This is a genomic window from Pantoea sp. E2023-21, assembly GCF_051302795.1.
Taxonomy (GTDB): Bacteria; Pseudomonadota; Gammaproteobacteria; order Enterobacterales; family Enterobacteriaceae; genus Pantoea; species Pantoea ludwigii_A.
Window position 1 is genome coordinate 2,421,717 of sequence record NZ_CP195344.1, and the last position, 17,766, is coordinate 2,439,482.

A 17,766-nucleotide genomic window follows, 5' to 3' on the forward strand; every position below is an offset into this window, starting at 1 on the left:
AAATGGCAGCAAACTTAACAGCCCTTATTCCTATTGATCTGAAAAGACGTTCAAGAGACATAATAAATAAAGCCATATTCATCGCGTTTAATGCCGAGAAATCAAATGTAAAAGTCATTTTTGGGCATAACAATAGAAATGCCCGGCAAGATAAAATATTTATAAAAAAAACAAAAAAATACAGCAATGTAATAACCTCATCGATAAAGAGCAAATCTGAGGTTATTAATGTATCACAATTGAGAAACCTGGCATTTGAGCAGGTCGATACAGACATGATTGTATTGCTTGACGTTGATATCTTCCCTGATTTTTCGTTGTTTACCAGTTGCGCGACTGAAATAATTAATAAATCAACGCCTTTTCATATTCTTCCCTGTCTCTACTTAACAAAATATGGCACTGACTATCTCAGGAAAAAAACAAGTATTGAAGCGATTAAAGAAAAATACTTTTCTTTTTCGCGTAAGGAATTTTTGCACCTGGCATGTCCATCATCAATCGTGGTGATGAAATCTGAGGATTATCGGGAGATCACGGGGTTTAATCCCGCGTTCAACGGCCACGGTTATGAAGATTTTGACTTTCTACTCAGATTGGCTGAGCGCTATAACATGATAAATAAAAGTGCTGATTTTTTGCTAGAGACGTCACATCGCTCTCCACTTTTATCAACAGGCTTTAGAAAAGAGTTGGGGATGCAATGCATAAACGCGCTGATTGAGAAAAAAATGGCATTCCATCTTTATCATGCAAAAGATAATGAAGAGAACTATTACCAACGTAGAAAGATAAATTATCAACTTTTTTCTAAACTACACCAACATAACGTTAGCGTGGACGAACACTATTCATCGAGTTTGCTGGAAGAATTCATCCGGATATGTAAGGACAAAAAAGTAAACTATCAAACATATTCGATCTACTTCGACAATAAACCCGGACATCTGGATAGAACGGACACATTAAAACGTCGCATTAAGTTAATATTTAATTTTTAATATAAGTTAACAATCATGAATATAAAAAAACTGCTCAAGAATACCCTAACCCGCATCAGGACGATTGGGTCAAATGTACGTAATCCAAAAAGCATTCAATACACTGATAAAATCTCATTTATAATTGCTGGAGAAGATCAATCGCTGATTGATATAACACTCACCAGCATCAGGAAATCTGAAAAGTCAGGTCTTTTCTCAGAACATACTATTGCCACCGCAGATCAGGTAGATCATCTAGCGACTCCGTACGTTAAGATTATTTCCGCTGGTGATAGAGTAAACGAGTCTTTTTTAACTGAGTTCTACAAAAATGTAAACTTCAGCACTGCAGACGACATCATCCTTCATGCCTATTCGCCAGAGAGCGCTATTTTTCGATTAGACCCCGTTTTTGCGAACATCAAAACCATCAATAAAAATCAGCACGTGCTCATGAAGGAGTACGCTCTCCCTTGTCTGGACAATTGTATTATTAAGTCAGTTTTGGTCACCAGAAATCTTGCTAACCCTGAAACTCAGGGATGGATTAACAATATCGTATTTGCCGTGGAAGCTTTAACGCGCAGCACTTCACAGCATGGCTATCAATTCCTGAGTAACGCCTATGTTGGTTCCAAAAGCGGCGAGCGATTTGATACGCATATCCAGCAATTAGTCAAATCAGGTTCAGCATTCCTTGCATTACTCCATAGCATTGACATCAATGTCAAAGATATGCAGAAAGATGCATATAAATTAAAGAGTGTGCTGTTCCTTGTTCATCAGATAGTTCTGGTATTATTAAAAAACAAAAAGGCCGATGAAATCCTCACTACCAAAGAAAAGGATGCCGCCCAAAAACTACTAATCAGCATATTAAGAACCATTGACGCTGACATCATAAAGTCATTTTCCTCATCTAATTACAACCATATCCATAAGATTGGTTATTCAAGGATAATAGGTTCTCATGTTGAACGTGACATCTGCTATCTCGAAGAGGGAGATATTGAACATACTTCACTGAAATTTAAGATAGCGTCTCACTCAAGCACCTATCCGCGTTGTTTTATCGATAGCGATGAAGTTATCCCCACCAATGCTAAAATAAAGATGCTTTCTTTATTTGGCTTAGAATTTAGCTATGAAATATACTTATGGATTTCATTCGAAAATCAGGAACAAAAAATATCATTTACTAATACCTATCAAACTGAACTATTCATAGCAGGAAAAAGGCTGAAATCTGAAGGTTATGGAAAATTAGTTGAGCTGCTTGAAAGAAAAAATTTATTAAAAGAAAAATTACCGGCAAAAGCAAAAATATTACGATATTTCGCCAAATCAATGGTATTTAGCAAAAAATTTGATGCCTGCTGGATTTTTGTGGATAACGAACTACGTGCTGATGATAATGCGGAACACTTTTATCGCTATGTGAAACAAAATCAGCCTAGTGTAAATGCGTTTTTTTTACTCAACAAATCGTCTCCAGATTGGGGCCGTCTGAAAAATGAAGGATTCAGACTGATTGAGTTCGGTTCTCTGCAGCATCGGCTTGCGCTATTGAATGCAAAATTTCTGCTTTCATCACACGCTAACCCAGCGATTACCAATTATCTGCCGCGAAAGCATTACTGCGACATTATGAAGTTTAAATTTGTATTTCTTCAACATGGTGTTACCAAGGATGACCAGTCAGAATGGTTGAACAGCCGGAAAATAGATTATTTGGTCACTGCCGGTACCCCTGAGTTTAAAGACATCGCCAACGAAGGACGTTATCGCTACACCTCCAAAGAGGCCGTGCTTACAGGGTTTCCGCGTTATGACAACCTGAAAAAAACGCACACTGATAAACAAATTTTAGTCATGCCAACCTGGCGGAAAAGCTTATCAGGAGAACTGATTGCTAAATCCAGTAAGCGCGTTAAAAACCCCAACTTCCTGACATCACTTTTTTGTCAGCAATGGGGCGTTTTTTTACAGTCAGATCGATTAAAGAAAATGGTCGAAAAAAACGGCTATAAAATACTGTTTCTCGCTCATCCTAATTTAGTGGATTATCTGGAAGAACTGGCAATTCCGGATTATATTGCAATAGAACGAATGGAAAATTGCAGCATCCAACAGGTTTTTAAAAAATCGGATGCTCTTATCACTGATTTTTCATCGGTGGCTTTCGATGTTGCTTACATGCGTAAACCCATTCTCTATTTTCATTTTGATATAGATACGTTTTTCTCAGAACACTCATATTCAAAGGGATATTATGATTATGAATGTAATGGATTCGGTGCGATCGCCAATAATATTTCTACATTGCAAAGCAATTTAAATGATTTGCTGAAAAAAAACTGTCAGCTTAACGATTTTTACACTCAGCGAATCAATCAATTCTTCCCTTATGATGACAATAATAACTCAGCGCGGTTATATGAAACTTTAACAAATGTGCGAATCGGTTCGAGGTCTTTTGGTCTTATTCATCAGTATATTAAGATTCAGCTGGCTTCGTTCGATCTTGTCGCGACGGAAAAAAGCCTGGTTTTGTTAACAAAATCACGCATAAATCTGTTACCAATTGAAAGGGGTGAACTCACTAACACAGTAAATGAAATAGTATTTTGGGCTAAACTGCAAAACCGTCATATTTTACTGGCCAAACTAACTGCACATGCCGACATGCTAGATCTTCCTATTATCAGCATTGATTCTTCAACTCATGAGAATAATGACATTAATCCACTACGGCGCATTCTCAATATGGTTGTGGCTTTAAGTGAGGGTGATGTAAAACACTCATCCGGATGGCATAATTCATCTGAAACACTTTCCGATAATAATTATCTCATGCCGCAGACTAAAACGGCCTGTGAAATTATCATCCACAGCGCTAAAAACAATGTTTATTTGGCGACAACATTACTTGCCAAAATGAGAAGCATTGCACTATTTAAACAAGCAGCCATGCTACACGTGTTAGATTCAGTCAATCTAATAAAATTAGGTGATTTCTCAGAAGCATTAACCCATTTAAAGAAAATAACGTTAAGTGATGCCCAAAAAGACAATCTGTTAAGCCACATGTTGGATTATCATGCTAATGAGAATTTACGCGCCTTTGATTTAAAGTTCTTACATAGTAATCAACTTAGCCCTCGAGCAAAAGAAGCCTATTTGCTATTAAACAAAGAAATAGCGCCCGCGCAACTGAATGATTTTTTTGTCGCCGGAAACAAAAATGATACTTTGCTTAATGAGCATCTAAGTATGCTGTATGAAGGAAAAAAGTACACCCGGTTTATTGAGGCATTCGAGAACTACCCTATCGATAAAACGCATATTGAGAATGAAAGTAATCTAATCAAGTATCTGGTTGCGACTTTCCTGACGAGTGGCGTTAATGATTTGAAGATTAAAATTTCTCGATTATATCCAAAAGAGAGTTACATCAATGCTTTTGAGGCACAATTTTTAAATCGCAGCGAGGTAAACCTTGATATTTTGTATCAGATGATTGAACAAAGTATCGATAAGCAAGTTTATACTTATACCTGCTCGGAAATTTACAAGTACTCACTTCACTTCTACAAAAAAAACAGGCCGGGGCTTGCCAGAAAAATTACCACCATTTCAGTAATGAAAAAGCACGAAGACTATTACTCTGACAAGAAAAACTGGCACGAAGACAGTGATTACAGAACGTTAATTGATGCCGTTAAAGAATTAAACAATGTAGTGCAAGAACTTAATAGAATAGGATCATAAACATTAAACATGTAACTTTATTAGTGTTTCTGCGCAGAATAATCATCATGATTTTCCTGCTAATGCCATGCCCTCTTATTTCCATTGTTTATGCGGCTGGTGATGCAACGAAAATTAAGAGTCAATTCAATTTGCAGGGAATATTTTACGATACGGATGAAAAACTTTTTACCCTTGAGCAAGACTATATAAATAACTTGTCCATGATTTTCTATAACCACAATGATTATCGTGAACTACTGCTAAAAGATGCGGATATTGGCCATCAAGGCTTTGGTATATCCACATTAGAAGATGATCCTGCTATTTATATTTACACTGGAATTAAAAAGTCCGGATTACATATATTATTATTTAAATTAAAAAATAAAAAGGAATCATTAAAATATAGAATAAAACTGTTCCCCGATAGTTTCACACCAAAAAGTGAAACCATGCCTGCACTTTCAGGTGATGGCCGTTTTATTCTTGCTCGAGGACGGAGCAAGAACGGTCAGATGATTATCCGTGTTTTCGACACGGCAACGATTTATTCATCATTGAAGCAGAATCCCAATATTGATCTTAGTGATAACTACCTTTATCAGTGGCGGATTTCATCCCGAATAGCCAGTAAAGCTATCGGTTCATTACAACCCCTTCAGGCTATCGCCTCGAATGGACATGACGTCGCTTTAATCTTCGGTAATGCGCGACTGACACCAAAAGTGATCCTTTTTTATACTTTAGACGGCGAATTAAAGCGTATCGATACCCACGTAACTCCAGGCATTGAAGACGCAATGTTGTTCTCACAACAAAATTTTTATGAGCCGGAAGGTCTTTCTTACCAGAACAACATAGTGAAAATATTAATTACGTACGCTAAAGGGATCAATAAGCGAAACGTTATTTATAATTACATCAATTAAACTTAGATTAAGAACTACAAATGAAAATCATCCACTCAGCTTTCATTGAAAAAAACAGAGCAGATATCGACACCTGCATCGCAAAATTCGATATACTATTGAATAATTACCAAACCTTTACCCCCGCGTCTCTGGGTATAAAAGGTGATGATTCAAATAAAATTCATATCAAGGGGAAATCTATCCCTGCTGGTATTGAGTTAATTTTCACTGAGAAAGCTAAAAATTGTAATGTTGTCATCAATGAAAACTTTACCGGTCGTGCAAATAGATTTTCTCTTAAAAATGAAAACAATTTTTTGTATCTGGGTGAAAATATTAATATTAATAAAGTTTCTGCCGTCGTTTTAGGAATCGGCGATGCTATTTTAATCGGTAATGGCGTATCTGTTACTACTGACAACTCATGGAGTACCGGGTTTAACTCAGGCATGAGTGATAATGGATTGATAGTTGGCGATCACTGTTTAATAGCATCTGAAGTGGTGATTAGACCTGCGGACGGTCATATTGTGTTTGATATTAAAACCGGTCAACAGACTAATGTTTCTCACTCACCGATTGTAATCGAACCCTATTGCTGGCTGTCTCAACGCTGCGCAATTCTTAAAAATGTAAAAATTGGGGCGTGTTCAATTATCTCCTTTGCCGCGGTGGTAACGAAATCCTGCGCTCGCTTTAGTTGTATGGCCGGTATTCCTGGAAAAGCCTTTCCTTTGGATGGCAAGATGTGGCTTAGGGGACGTGGAAAAGAAGCAAAACAAATACAGGAACATTATCTCAAAAAATTCGGCGAACACTAAATAGCGACATTTATCTTTGGCACATAGTGTAATCAATCAATATGTGCTAATCCGTTTTAATTTCACCCTTCTCATTTATTAATCATGCGATTTTTTCCCCGTGCATAAAATTCCATGTTTAGCTGGGTGTTCTCCCTGAGATACTTTTCAAATTTACAGATAAGAATCGCATCCGGCTGGAATTCCGCTAGCCAGAAATCATCTAAACACCCTTGATAAGTCATACCTCTAATGTCATACATTGCTCTCCCCAACACCTTTAACGGTTTGATTTTCGCTAATGCCTTCAAGCCAACAGTACTGTTAATCGTGACAACAGCGCGTGCATGAGACAAAAGATCATCGAGAGGCAGATCGTGGACATAGATCACTTTGGTAGAAACACCGCTCTTCAGGGAAACTGATTTAATCAGCTGAGCGTAATTACGGTGTCCACGATCCATTGGATGATGCTTGAAAAGCAAATAGCTGTCTTGTGGTGCAGATTGGCAAAATGAAAGAATCACACTTCTGATATAATCTTCGATATCCGCATAAGGGCTGTGGTGAAAGATTTGACTGTCGTTATATACCTGTAATATTGCAAGGTAATATCGTCCACTCATCTCTTTTTTTATTTTATTTAACGCACTCTGCTGCTTTAATCTATACGCGACTTTTCGCCAGCAGGATCGTATCCAACATTTAGTTTCATACCAAATCGAGATGGATTTATGATGCTGGTAATTTACAAAATCATGTTGGTGATAACCACACATCAAGCAATACCAGACCGCATGAGCGATTCTCTTAACAGACGATGCCGCGTTCTTATTATATACTAAAGGAGAAGACGCTGTTAATGCATGATAAAATTCCGTATCACGCGGTAGCAAAGAGTAGGCGTTTACTCCGCCCTCTTCAAGGGTTATAAAGTTTGGCCGAAAATAACCTTCTTCAAAAACCAGAAAGCGCACATGCTTATCCTGAGCCCAACATTTCGCAGCCTGATGTAGCGGCCTGCAATCACCAAAACACAAAATGCTATCAAAGCCTGACTGCTGATATATTTCTGATAGCCAGTCTGGAAAGGCACTCAACGGCTTAAGATAGGTTAGAACATGGCGTTGACGACAATAGAATCGGTCACCGCCATTAAACACCACATTAATGGTTTCTCGTTCGATGGAATTCAACCAACTGGCGAGATCGCTAAAAAATGGCCCCATGGGACCCTGCAATAAAAGATATTTTTTACCGTCCAGTAACTTTGTGAATGCAGCGTTTTTCATTTCTCAAAGCATCGATATCTTAATGATGCGGAAAAATTTTCTGCATGTGCGTTTAATTTTATCTAAGCGGGTTCTTTCAATTTCTAACGTCGCTCTTGGTGTATTAATCAAAATATCCGTTGCTTCTTCCGCCGTTATCGCAGTGCGCCGCGTCGGGTGAATATAAGTCGGATACTCGATGAGCGCCTGATAAATTAAGTCATTTAGTGTGAGCTTTCGCAAACGGCGAGCACAGTGATACTCATCGTGCGTTAATCCCCATCCAGCATAGAATGGCATTCCATAACAGCAGACTTTTTTACCATGCAATAATCCTTCAAAACCCGCCAGAGAAGTCATGGTATGGATTTCATCTACCACCTGGATGCATTGAATCACATCAGCATTAAGCACCTGATAGTCAGCCAGCAACGCGACATCCGATTGCGCCAGCTGCCCTTTTCGGTTACCCACCAAAACATCGGGATGCGGTTTATAAATGATAAAAGCGTCAGGATTGCGTTTGCGCACTGCGTGTAATAATTGGGCGTTGGTTCTTACTGCACAGGTTCCGCTTCTGATCGATGCATCATCTTCTACCTGACCCGGAACCAATATTACGCGCTTACCCAACGCCGCTGGCGGCAAAACGAAATCAGCGCCCAGATTATATTTGCTGATTTTACTCTGCACTAGCCGTTGCTGTAATCGTTGCGCCCGCTGACGCTGCATACGCGTTAACTCACTTTCATTGAGCATTACTTCTAAATCACTGCTACGCGAGGCATCGTAGTAAATTCCACGCTTATCCAGCACCAGCGATAGCGGCGGCATCAGATTTGACCCCAATCCCGAAGAGCGTAAGAATCCATCTTCCATCCGCCAGATTGGCAAAAGTTTTGATTTGGCCCTCTCCTGCCAGCGCTGTTCACCGTTATTACCCCAAACTACACAAGCAGTCGCTCGATTCTCTCTGCGACTGAAGCTGAGCTTATTGGTTCGCGTCTGCAAAAAGGGTTTTAAGATGGTGTATTTCCACCATGACAAGCCCGGTGCCCAAAGATATCCGTTGCGCTGCTGCTGATAGCGACGTTGCATTTGCATCCAGTTCATCACTTCAAACAGCGTCGCCGGCTCGCCGGTTAGCGGATTGATATAACGGCTATAGCGAAAATAGGCAGCAGCGAAGAGTTCATTAAGCGTTGCGCATCCCCGGCGCCGGCTAAGCTGTTTAGCCTGAGTGTGACGGTCGTCGGTCAATCCCCAACCTGCATACCAGGGTTGGCCAAAACAGATGACAGGTTTGCCTGCCATCAGCGCTTCAAAACCGTACTGCGATGTCACCACGTAAACCCGTGATACGTGGCGAAGTAAGGATTGCGGACTGACGTTATCAGCCAGCAGTCGAACACGCGAAGTTGACTTCAATTGATGGTAATAGCCCGCTTTTTTCCCCTGCAAAACATCCGGATGGATTTTAACCCAGATGATGGCGTGAGGATTTTCACCCAACGCCGCATTCAGCATTGAAGCGAAATCATCCGCACCGGCATTGCCATAGGTCACTGACATATCACCATAAGTTTGATCTACGACCAGAACGATATCATCGGATAGGTGGTTGTCGGTGACGAACGCGGGCGCATGGTTATATTTTGATAGATCTTCGGCAACGATAGTCTTAATGGCATATTCTGCATCTGCCGCCAGCGCCTGATTCGCTTCACGATCGCGGATTAATGTCTCAAGTGCGCTGGGATGGCTGGCATCGTAATAGATGCCGACGTCATCCAGCACCATCGACAGCGGCGGCGCACCGTTGATACCTAAATCCAGCGAACGAATAAAACCATCTTCCAGACGTAAGATGGATTTACCCGCGCCCTGAGCCAGCGCCACAGGTTTATGCACGCTAGGGCGATGCCCCCAAACAGCAATCGAGGCGATGTCATCCGCAATTGGCATAAAGGGGCTGAGCTTCTGGCACGGCTGTGCCAGAAAGTTGCTTAAATAGGGAATACGCCAGATACCTGAGGAGAAAATACCGATCATCGCGCATTACTCCTACAGCGTCAGAACCACTTTCGCCGCGACAGCCAGCTGATAAAGGATGGTGGAGATACCACGCGTCACTTCGATGTTCTTCGACTCATACTTCGGCAGTACCATCAACTCATCACCGGGATTGAGGTAATCCACATCATTCGCATTTTCTGCCGCACCGTTCTGGCGAATGACAATAATGCGGGCATTACTCGCTTTCTGCGTCAGGCCACCACATCTGGCGATGTAATCTTTGGGACGCAGGCCTTTCTCCCAGCTGACGGCGTTAGGGAACAACACTTCGCCATGCACCAACACCAGCGAAGTTTTCTGCGGAATGCTGATGACATCGCCATCCTCCAGCAAAATGCCGTCGAGGTTCTTCTCATTGATGATCACTTCACCTTTCGGCACCACATTACGTGCTTTCGCCACAAAGCGGCTAATCAGTTGCGCTTCCTGATAACGCAAGCTTGCCTCTTCTTTGGTTGAGGATTGCACCGAAAGTGACGCTTCTTCGAGCTTCTGCAGCGCGAGATTCATCATCTCTTTCTGCCTTGCTGCCACAGAAGGACGATACAGTTGAATGGCATTCATCTGCGACATGCTGTTAGGACGCACTTTTGCCAACACTGCGCGCATGCTGGAACCGTAAGGCAACACCATGGCATGCTCACCGGAGTGCGCGCCCTCGATGCGAACCTGAATGGTGCTGGCGTAGCGATCGGTGCTGACAATCAGCGCGTCGCCATCCTGCAGGATGCGGCCCGGTGCAGAACTGATCGGATAATATTCACTGCGTTTAGCCAGACCTTGCTGACGAACAATGGTGATATTGGTGGCGCCTGGCTTAGCGCGCGCCCAGCTGAGTGCTTCGCTGACATCGATCGTGCTCTTCGCAAACTCAAAGTCATAACTGTTGAACACATCACCCCGCACGCTAAAGGTGTGCTGCCGTGGTCCCACCACAATGGTGTCACCATCGGCAAACTGGCTTAATCCGAGCTTACCTTTAAGCAGGAAGTCATACAGATTTACGCTGGAACGCACGCGGTTGTCGCGCTTAACCACGATATCAACGTAGCTACCGCGTTCAGGATCGATACCACCGGCTTTAATCAAATAGTTCAACAGGGAATCCGACGTCACACCGCCGTACAGGCCGGGACTGCGCACAAATCCGGTGACATAAACTTTGACCGGCTGCGCCTGCAGCAGTGACGCATAAACACTGACATTCGCCTGATAAACCTGTTTCACTTTGTGGGTGATCAGCGCGTTTAGCTGACTATTGCTGACGCCAGCAACTTTGACCGGACCCACATTCGGCAGGAAAATATTGCCTTTAGGATCAACCTGTAAGCTGCCGTCAAAGGTAAATGCGCCCCACAAGCGCACCTGAATGCTATCGCCGGGATTAAGGATATAGCCGGGATTGAAGCCCACTGTTGCACCACTGTCGGCGCTGGTGCCAGTAAACAGCTGAGCACCAAAGATGCGGCTCACCGGCACAGCAGCCACGGGAATGGGCGTATTGTCGAACCCCGCATTATCGACAGCGGGGTTCGACTGGCTATTGAGGAACGGTAACGCTGCGGCGCCAGTCAGATTCTGATCGGCATTGATAGCAATGCGGGCACTGGTTGATGCGGAATAACCGGCCGCAAGAAGGACAAATAATTTTAATATTTTCATGGCATGCTCTTTATGCGACAGCATTAATCCCGGTGATCTTCAATTACCGCCAGCAACAGTTTCAGCGTGCCATACATCAGGCAGCACACCAGAAGCCAACAGGCGATCAAATAAGGCGTATTAGGGAAACTCGTCTCCTGTGGCTGCTGAGGTGAACTGATCACCGACAGCACTTTCAGTTTGCGCGCGGCTTCCACACGTGTTTTTTCAATTGAGCTCTGCGCTAAGGTGAACAATTCGTTATCGAATGCGACCCTGGATTTAATCTCGTCAAAATCCACCGCCATACGGTTCAACTTGTCGCCCTGCGGAGCGGTGATTTTGCTTTTTTCGTTATCGATCTGCGCCTGCATTGCAGCAATAGCATTACGCAGGCTCACCACCTGGGCGGCATCATCACGAAGGTAGGTCAGCAGATTGCGCAACTCCGCTTCCATTTGAATCTTCTGCGCCGTGAGCGTATTCACCAACGCGCTGGCCGCTTGCGCCTGCGCTTCAGGATCCAGAATGTTGTGGCTGTTTTGATACGCCAGCAGCTCGGCGGTGCTGGCATTCAGACGCAGACGATATTTCTCCAGCTCAGCCTCGGCGAAGGCGAGCTGATCGCGCGCGATACGGTGTGACATCTCATTGATAAAGCGCTCAGACTCTTTCAGTAATGCCGTATTGAAACGCAGGGCAAACTCAGGCGTAAAACCCTGGGTTTTGATATCCAGCAGCCCGGTTTTGTCATCCCAAATCACATTGATGCGATTGCGGTAATACTGCAGAAAGCGCTCGGTCGAGGACTTTTCTGCCAGGTGGTTGAAGAAATCCAGGCCGCTGTGGCTAAAAGCCTGGCGAAAATTCAGCTGTTGATCGAGTGCGAACAGCATATCGGGCGAGTTGATGTACTCTTTCAAATAGAGCGCATCTTCAACCGAACCCGGGTTCGCCGCGCCCAGTAACAAGCCAACATTCAAACTATTGCGGGTGATGTCATCAGAACGTTTGATGGCGATTTTGGACTCACTCATGTAACGCGGTTGGCTGAAAATCACCAGATAGATAATCAGCAGCGCCATCGGCAGCAGAATGATAATTTTCGCCAGGTGCTGCTGAATGCCCGCCAATGAAACGGCAGAGAAGCAGTGACGCATCCTGGATACAGTGAGATTCGCTTTCATCAATATGCAACTATCATCAAATGTTGTTGGGTGGGTGGGCTGGTGTTGCCTATGCGTTCATCATTCGATACAAAAAATGAAAGTCACTTAACGTCGGCGTGATTTCTTTTTAAGAACTAAATAACGGCAGGCAGGATATAAGGATTGTGCGGGGAGCAATTTAAGAAACGACTTGATTTAAAAACGATAACATTCAGCCTGCTAAAGACGATTTTAGCGATAAAAAAACCGCTGAGTTCACGTGAAAACAGCGGTTTAGCGTTAGCTTGCGTAGCATCAGCGTTCGCGCATCGCCTCTTTGCCTTTATTAAACGGTTTGATCAGATAATCCATCACCGTCTTTTCGCCGGTTTTAATATCCACGGTCGAAACCATCCCCGGACTGATAGAGAAACGCTTGCCGGCTTTATTTTGCACGTAGTCGTTATCGGTGCGGATAAACACGCGGTAATAGTAAATCTCCGGCTTCACTTCGTCCTGAATGGTATCCGGGGAGATGCTCTCCACGACTCCGTTCAGGCCGCCATAAATCGCGTAATCGTAGGCAGAGATTTTCACCACCGCACGCTGGCCGGGGTGGATAAAGGCGATGTCACGCGGTGACAGGCGCGCTTCAATCAGCAGGCGATCGTTCATCGGTACAATATTCATTAGCTCACCATTCGGAGGTACCACGCCGCCAACGGTTGAGACTTTGATGTTTTTCACGATGCCACGCATCGGTGAGCGGATAGTCAAACGCGTCACCGTGTCTTCACGCCCTTTCACCACTTGCGCCATGCTGTCGGCTTCGGCGTTGGCTTTCGCCAGCTCCTCGCGCGCCTGCACGTAATATTGCGAACGCATATCGGTGAGTTTCAGTTCCAGATCCGATTTATCGCGCTGCAAACGCAGCACTTCCACGCTACTGGCAGCACCGGTTTTCGCCAGGCGCTGAGTAATGGCCAACTCGCGATTAGCCAGCGCCAGCGACTCTTTAAACTGCGCAGTGGCATCGCTGAGCTGCGCACGCCGCGTTTTGTACAAGCGCGCTTCAGAAGCCATGAGATCGGGAAACTTACTCAGCTCCGGCGGGAAACTCAGCGGTTGATCGTTCACTTCCGCATTGAGGCGCGAGGCAGCAGCCAATGCCGCACGATAACGTGCCGCACTTTCGCCGACGTTGGATTGCGAGCGTGTGGCGTCGAGGCGCGCGACCACTTGCCCAGCCTGCACCTGATCGCCCTCATGCACGTAGAGTTCAGTCAGAATGCCGCCTTCCAGCGATTGCAGCACCTGATCGCGCGAGCTGGGGATCACTTTGCCGGTGCCGGTTGAGACTTCATCCAGCACGCCAAACCATGCCCAAATCACCGACACGAGGATCAGTGCGGTGCTGATCACGATCAACCGCACCGCGCCGGTGTAGTGGCTTTCCGATCGCAATTCACCTAACAGATCGTCAGAAGAATCGACCTCTGCGGCCGTCACCAGTCGCAGTCTTGCGGGCAATTGTTTGATCATGATTGCGCCTCCGGCTGGCTGCCGTTGGCACGCGGGGCCGGCAAGGCGTTCTCTTTCGGGCTGTCCATCACCAGTTGTCCCTCTTTCAGCACCAACACGCGATCAACCAGCGCGAGGATCGCCGCCCGGTGCGTCGCTACGATCAGGGTGCGGCCATTCAGCCACTGGCCAAGACGTTCGATAAACTCCTTCTCGGTATGATCGTCGAGCGCCGCGGTTGGCTCATCAAGCAGGATAATGTTGGGATCGCGCAGCAGCATACGCGCCAGCAGCAGCGACTGGCGTTGGCCGCCGGAGAGCCCGGTGCCGCCTTCCATGATCGGATGATCGAGTCCGAGCGGCAGACGGCGAATGAAATCCGCGCCACCGCTGACGGTAAGCGCCCCGAAGATGGCATCATCGGTAGCGTGTGCCGCACCCATGGTGAGATTTTCGCGCAGCGTGCCGTGGAACAGGCGCGCGTTTTGCGTCAGCAGGCCCACGTTACGCCGCACGTCTGCCACATCAATATGCGGCAAGCTGAGGTTATCCAGCCGCAGTTCACCGCCAACCAAATCAATGCCGCCGACCATCGCCTGCAGCAATGTGGATTTGCCCGAACCGTTGCGTCCCAGCACCGCAATGCGCTCGCCGGGTTTGATGGTCAGGCTTTTGATGCGCAGCGCGATAGTCATTGAATCGGTGTAGTAACGGAACATCGCGTCGGTGAATTGATAGTGACCAAACAGCACCGGCGTGTGAATACGCGTCTCGTCCTTGCTGTTTTCCACCGGTAAATTCATTAGCGCATCCAGGCTGCCTTTCGCTGCTTTCACCTGCTGCCAGCGCGCCAGCACACCGCATAGCGTCGCCATCGGCGCAATCATGCGTGAGGAGAGCAACGACGCCGCAACAATCGCACCCGTGGTGATATCACCGTTGATCACCATCGGTGCGCCGATCACTATCACGCTGGCATACACCAAACCCTGCACCGTTACGCCCCAACTGATTAGCGAGTGCATCACTTTGCGCATCTCTACGCCCGATTGCGCAGTGATGCGAATATAGCTGTTCCACTGTTGCAGGAAGCGATCTTCCGCCTGCATCAGCTTGATGTCCTCCAGCCCTTGCACGCTCTCCACCAGCACCGCGTTACGCAGCGTCGACTCTTTCAGGTTCTGCTGCGCCAGTTTCGAAAGCTTTTTCTGGCTCAGCACGCCCGGCAAGATCATCAGCAGCACTGCCACCGGCGCAATCCATGCCAGCTGCGGCGCAATAATCGCCATCACCAGCAGGAAAAGCAGGAAGAATGGCATATCGACAATCGCGGTAACCGTGGTGGAGGTGACCATTTCGCGGATCGCCTCCAGCTCGCGCAGCTGCGAGATAAAGGTACCGGTCGAACGCGGCACCGCGCTGTTACGCAGTCGCAGCGCATGACCAAACACCCGATCGGAGACGCGCATATCGGCCCGCTTACCCAGCAGATCGGTCACATGATCGCGCCCGACGCGCAGGATATAGGTGAACACCACCGAGATGATCACCCCGATATACAGCACGTACAACGTTGGATAAGACTGGGCCGGGATCACCCGATCGTACACCTGCATCGAGAAGATGATGCCGACCAGCGCCAGCAGGTTGATCAGGAAGGATCCCAGCATCACATAACCGTACGGACGCAGATCGTGCAGCACCAGACGACGCAGCCAATCCGGCTTCACCGTGGCGAGATAGCGATCAACGCGGCTGTCTTTCGCCGCCGTTACCGGGCGCAGCGCAGCGGCAAAGCGGATCTCCGGCAGCAGCGTGGCCAGCGCAATCGGCGCAGGTTGTTCATCACCGGCGAAATGCACCCGCACTTCATCGTCGCCATCAAACTGGGTAATTACGCCCACCTGACCATCGGCCAGTTCAACCGCCAGCGGCAAGCGCCAGCTGGTGATCTCCCATTTGTTCTCTTCATACAGCTGCAGCGATAAACCGGCCTGGCGCGCCAGATGGCGCAACGCTTTATCACGCGTCTGTTTACCCTGCCATTCTGCTGCCGCCATGATCATGCCCGGTGAACAGGGCAAGCGATAATGGGTGGCAATCAGGATGATGGCGGTGGCCCATCCGTGTAAGGGCACATTGCCGCCGGACGCGCTGTCGGGCGCATCAGGAATCTGTAATTGCGTCATGGCTGGATCTCCACGGACTGGATCCGCTGATTATTCAGGGCAAACGCTGAGCGCATATGTCCGGTGCTGTAGAGGCAATCGAGCTGCAGCGAGCGTAACTGACTAATGGTTTGCTGCAGCGTGAAACGGGTCTGGAACACTTCCTGCTCGGCGTTAAGCACGTCCAGCAATGGACGCGTGCCGAGTTGCAGGTATTGATCCTGATAGAGCGACTGCGTTTTCTCACCCAGCGCCTGTTGCCGTCCCATAATGGCGAGGCTGAGCGACAGGCTTTGCGATTCGTTCTGCGATTCGCTCAACTGTTGACGCGCTTTAAGCCGCGCCGAGTTGACGGCCGCATTGGCGGCCTGCAGCGCATTGGCTGCCGCATCCCGGCTGGCGGTGATACCGCCGCCCTGATAAAGCGGCATTTCCACTTTCACAAATGCCGAATATTGCGTGCGATCCAGTGTTTCGCTGCCGGAGTAGTGGTTATTGAGATAATGCGTGACCTGCGGTTCCAGCGAGATGGTTGGCATGTTTTGCGCGTTGGCGTTATCGAGTTTGGCTTGTGCCTGATTAGCCTGCGCCCACGCCGCCAAAACGGATGGATTGAGCTTGTCATCGGCCTTCGCCACCTGACAGGATTGGGTAAGTTTGGTCGGGAAATCGTCGCTGACTTTTTTCACCAGCGGCCAGCCAAGATAGGTAGCCAGCGTGGCGCGCCAGCGATCGAGGTTGGCTTGATACTGCGTCAGCGTGGTACGGGCGCCTTCGATACGCGCATCGGTTTGCGTCGCATCGGAAAGTGACGCCGCGCCCTCTTCGTTACGCTGCCGCGCCAGGTCGCCAATTTTACTCAGCGCCGTCAGCTGTTGCTGGGCAATCTTCACCAGTTGCTGATAGCCCTGCACTTCCACCAATGCCGCCGCGGTATCATGCGCCACGGTATCAATGCTGACCAACACGTTGGCCTGCTCTTGCGCCACGCCTGCTTCGGCGGAGCGCACCGAACTGCTGACCTTGCCAAAGTCATACAGCATCTGCGACACGGATAATACAAATGAGGGGCTGAAGCCCTTTTCGCTATAAGCGTTGCTGTAGCCGTTGTTCATCCCGGCACTCACTTGTGGATAATACTTGGCTTTTGCTACATCAACCTGATTGGCCTGTTCCAGCATTTTGCCTACCGCTTGTGCAATATCGGGATGCCACTGAATGGCACGCTGCACGGCCTGATTGAGGGTGAGAAAGTCGGGGACGTTGGCGAGGGCGGGTTCCGCCACCTCTCCCGTTAATGAAGGCAGTTCTTGCTGTTGCGCTAAGCCTGCCGAGGTAATTTGCCCCGCTCGGGTTAACGCGTCACTGGCCGCTAAGAGGTGAGAACTGTAAAGTAAAGCCATGCCCGCACAGAGAACGCTGAGCTTAAACGAACGGCGAAAAGTTGCGCCTGAGTGCATCAGTTCCATCGATAGTCCACCAGTCAATAAAGAG

11 protein-coding genes are annotated in these 17,766 nt (G+C 47.0%); 4 read left to right on the top strand and 7 right to left on the bottom strand.

Annotation, left to right across the window (positions count from 1 at the left end):
* Positions 1-2 precede the first annotated feature (2 nt).
* Genes ACRQ84_RS11370 through ACRQ84_RS11385 form a run of 4 tightly spaced genes read left to right on the top strand, consistent with a single transcriptional unit; the run spans position 3 to position 6,468 of the window.
* The gene (locus ACRQ84_RS11370) at positions 3-1,001 is read left to right on the top strand and encodes a galactosyltransferase-related protein (protein WP_483816098.1); all 999 of its coding nucleotides are present in this window, start codon (positions 3-5) and stop codon (positions 999-1,001) included.
* 15 nt (positions 1,002-1,016) lie between these two features.
* Positions 1,017-4,754 carry a CDP-glycerol glycerophosphotransferase family protein gene (locus ACRQ84_RS11375; RefSeq protein ID WP_483816099.1) on the top strand — a complete coding sequence of 1,246 codons (3,738 nt, stop codon included), beginning with the start codon at positions 1,017-1,019 and terminating at the stop codon, positions 4,752-4,754.
* 47 nt (positions 4,755-4,801) lie between these two features.
* Positions 4,802-5,665, top strand: coding sequence for a hypothetical protein (locus ACRQ84_RS11380; protein ID WP_483816100.1), 864 nt, complete (start codon positions 4,802-4,804; stop codon positions 5,663-5,665).
* A gap of 20 nt (positions 5,666-5,685) precedes the next feature.
* On the top strand, positions 5,686-6,468 hold the full coding sequence (locus ACRQ84_RS11385; RefSeq protein ID WP_483816101.1) for an LbetaH domain-containing protein: 783 nt from the start codon (positions 5,686-5,688) through the stop codon (positions 6,466-6,468).
* Between the two features lie 71 nt (positions 6,469-6,539).
* Here ACRQ84_RS11385 and ACRQ84_RS11390 read toward each other — a convergent pair whose 3' ends face one another.
* From ACRQ84_RS11390 to ACRQ84_RS11420, 7 genes are all read right to left on the bottom strand, one after another.
* A complete protein-coding gene (locus tag ACRQ84_RS11390) occupies positions 6,540-7,739 on the bottom strand; it encodes a capsule biosynthesis protein (RefSeq protein WP_483816102.1) in 1,200 nt (399 codons plus the stop codon).
* A gap of 3 nt (positions 7,740-7,742) precedes the next feature.
* On the bottom strand, positions 7,743-9,770 hold the full coding sequence (locus ACRQ84_RS11395; protein ID WP_483816103.1) for a capsular polysaccharide biosynthesis protein: 2,028 nt from the start codon (positions 9,768-9,770) through the stop codon (positions 7,743-7,745).
* Between the two features lie 12 nt (positions 9,771-9,782).
* Positions 9,783-11,456 carry a polysaccharide biosynthesis/export family protein gene (locus tag ACRQ84_RS11400; protein ID WP_483816104.1) on the bottom strand — a complete coding sequence of 558 codons (1,674 nt, stop codon included), beginning with the start codon at positions 11,454-11,456 and terminating at the stop codon, positions 9,783-9,785.
* 23 nt (positions 11,457-11,479) lie between these two features.
* Entirely contained in the window at positions 11,480-12,622 is a 1,143-nt protein-coding gene (locus ACRQ84_RS11405) for a capsule biosynthesis protein (RefSeq protein WP_483816105.1), read from the bottom strand.
* Between the two features lie 276 nt (positions 12,623-12,898).
* Positions 12,899-14,125, bottom strand: coding sequence for an HlyD family type I secretion periplasmic adaptor subunit (locus ACRQ84_RS11410; protein ID WP_483816106.1), 1,227 nt, complete (start codon positions 14,123-14,125; stop codon positions 12,899-12,901).
* Positions 14,122-16,293: a type I secretion system permease/ATPase gene (locus ACRQ84_RS11415; protein ID WP_483816107.1), complete on the bottom strand. Its 2,172-nt coding sequence runs from the start codon at positions 16,291-16,293 to the stop codon at positions 14,122-14,124. The genes ACRQ84_RS11410 and ACRQ84_RS11415 overlap by 4 nt, the downstream gene beginning before the upstream one ends.
* Positions 16,290-17,741 carry a TolC family outer membrane protein gene (locus tag ACRQ84_RS11420; RefSeq protein ID WP_064738618.1) on the bottom strand — a complete coding sequence of 484 codons (1,452 nt, stop codon included), beginning with the start codon at positions 17,739-17,741 and terminating at the stop codon, positions 16,290-16,292. Before ACRQ84_RS11420 ends, ACRQ84_RS11415 begins: the two co-directional genes overlap by 4 nt.
* Positions 17,742-17,766: the final 25 nt, after the last annotated feature.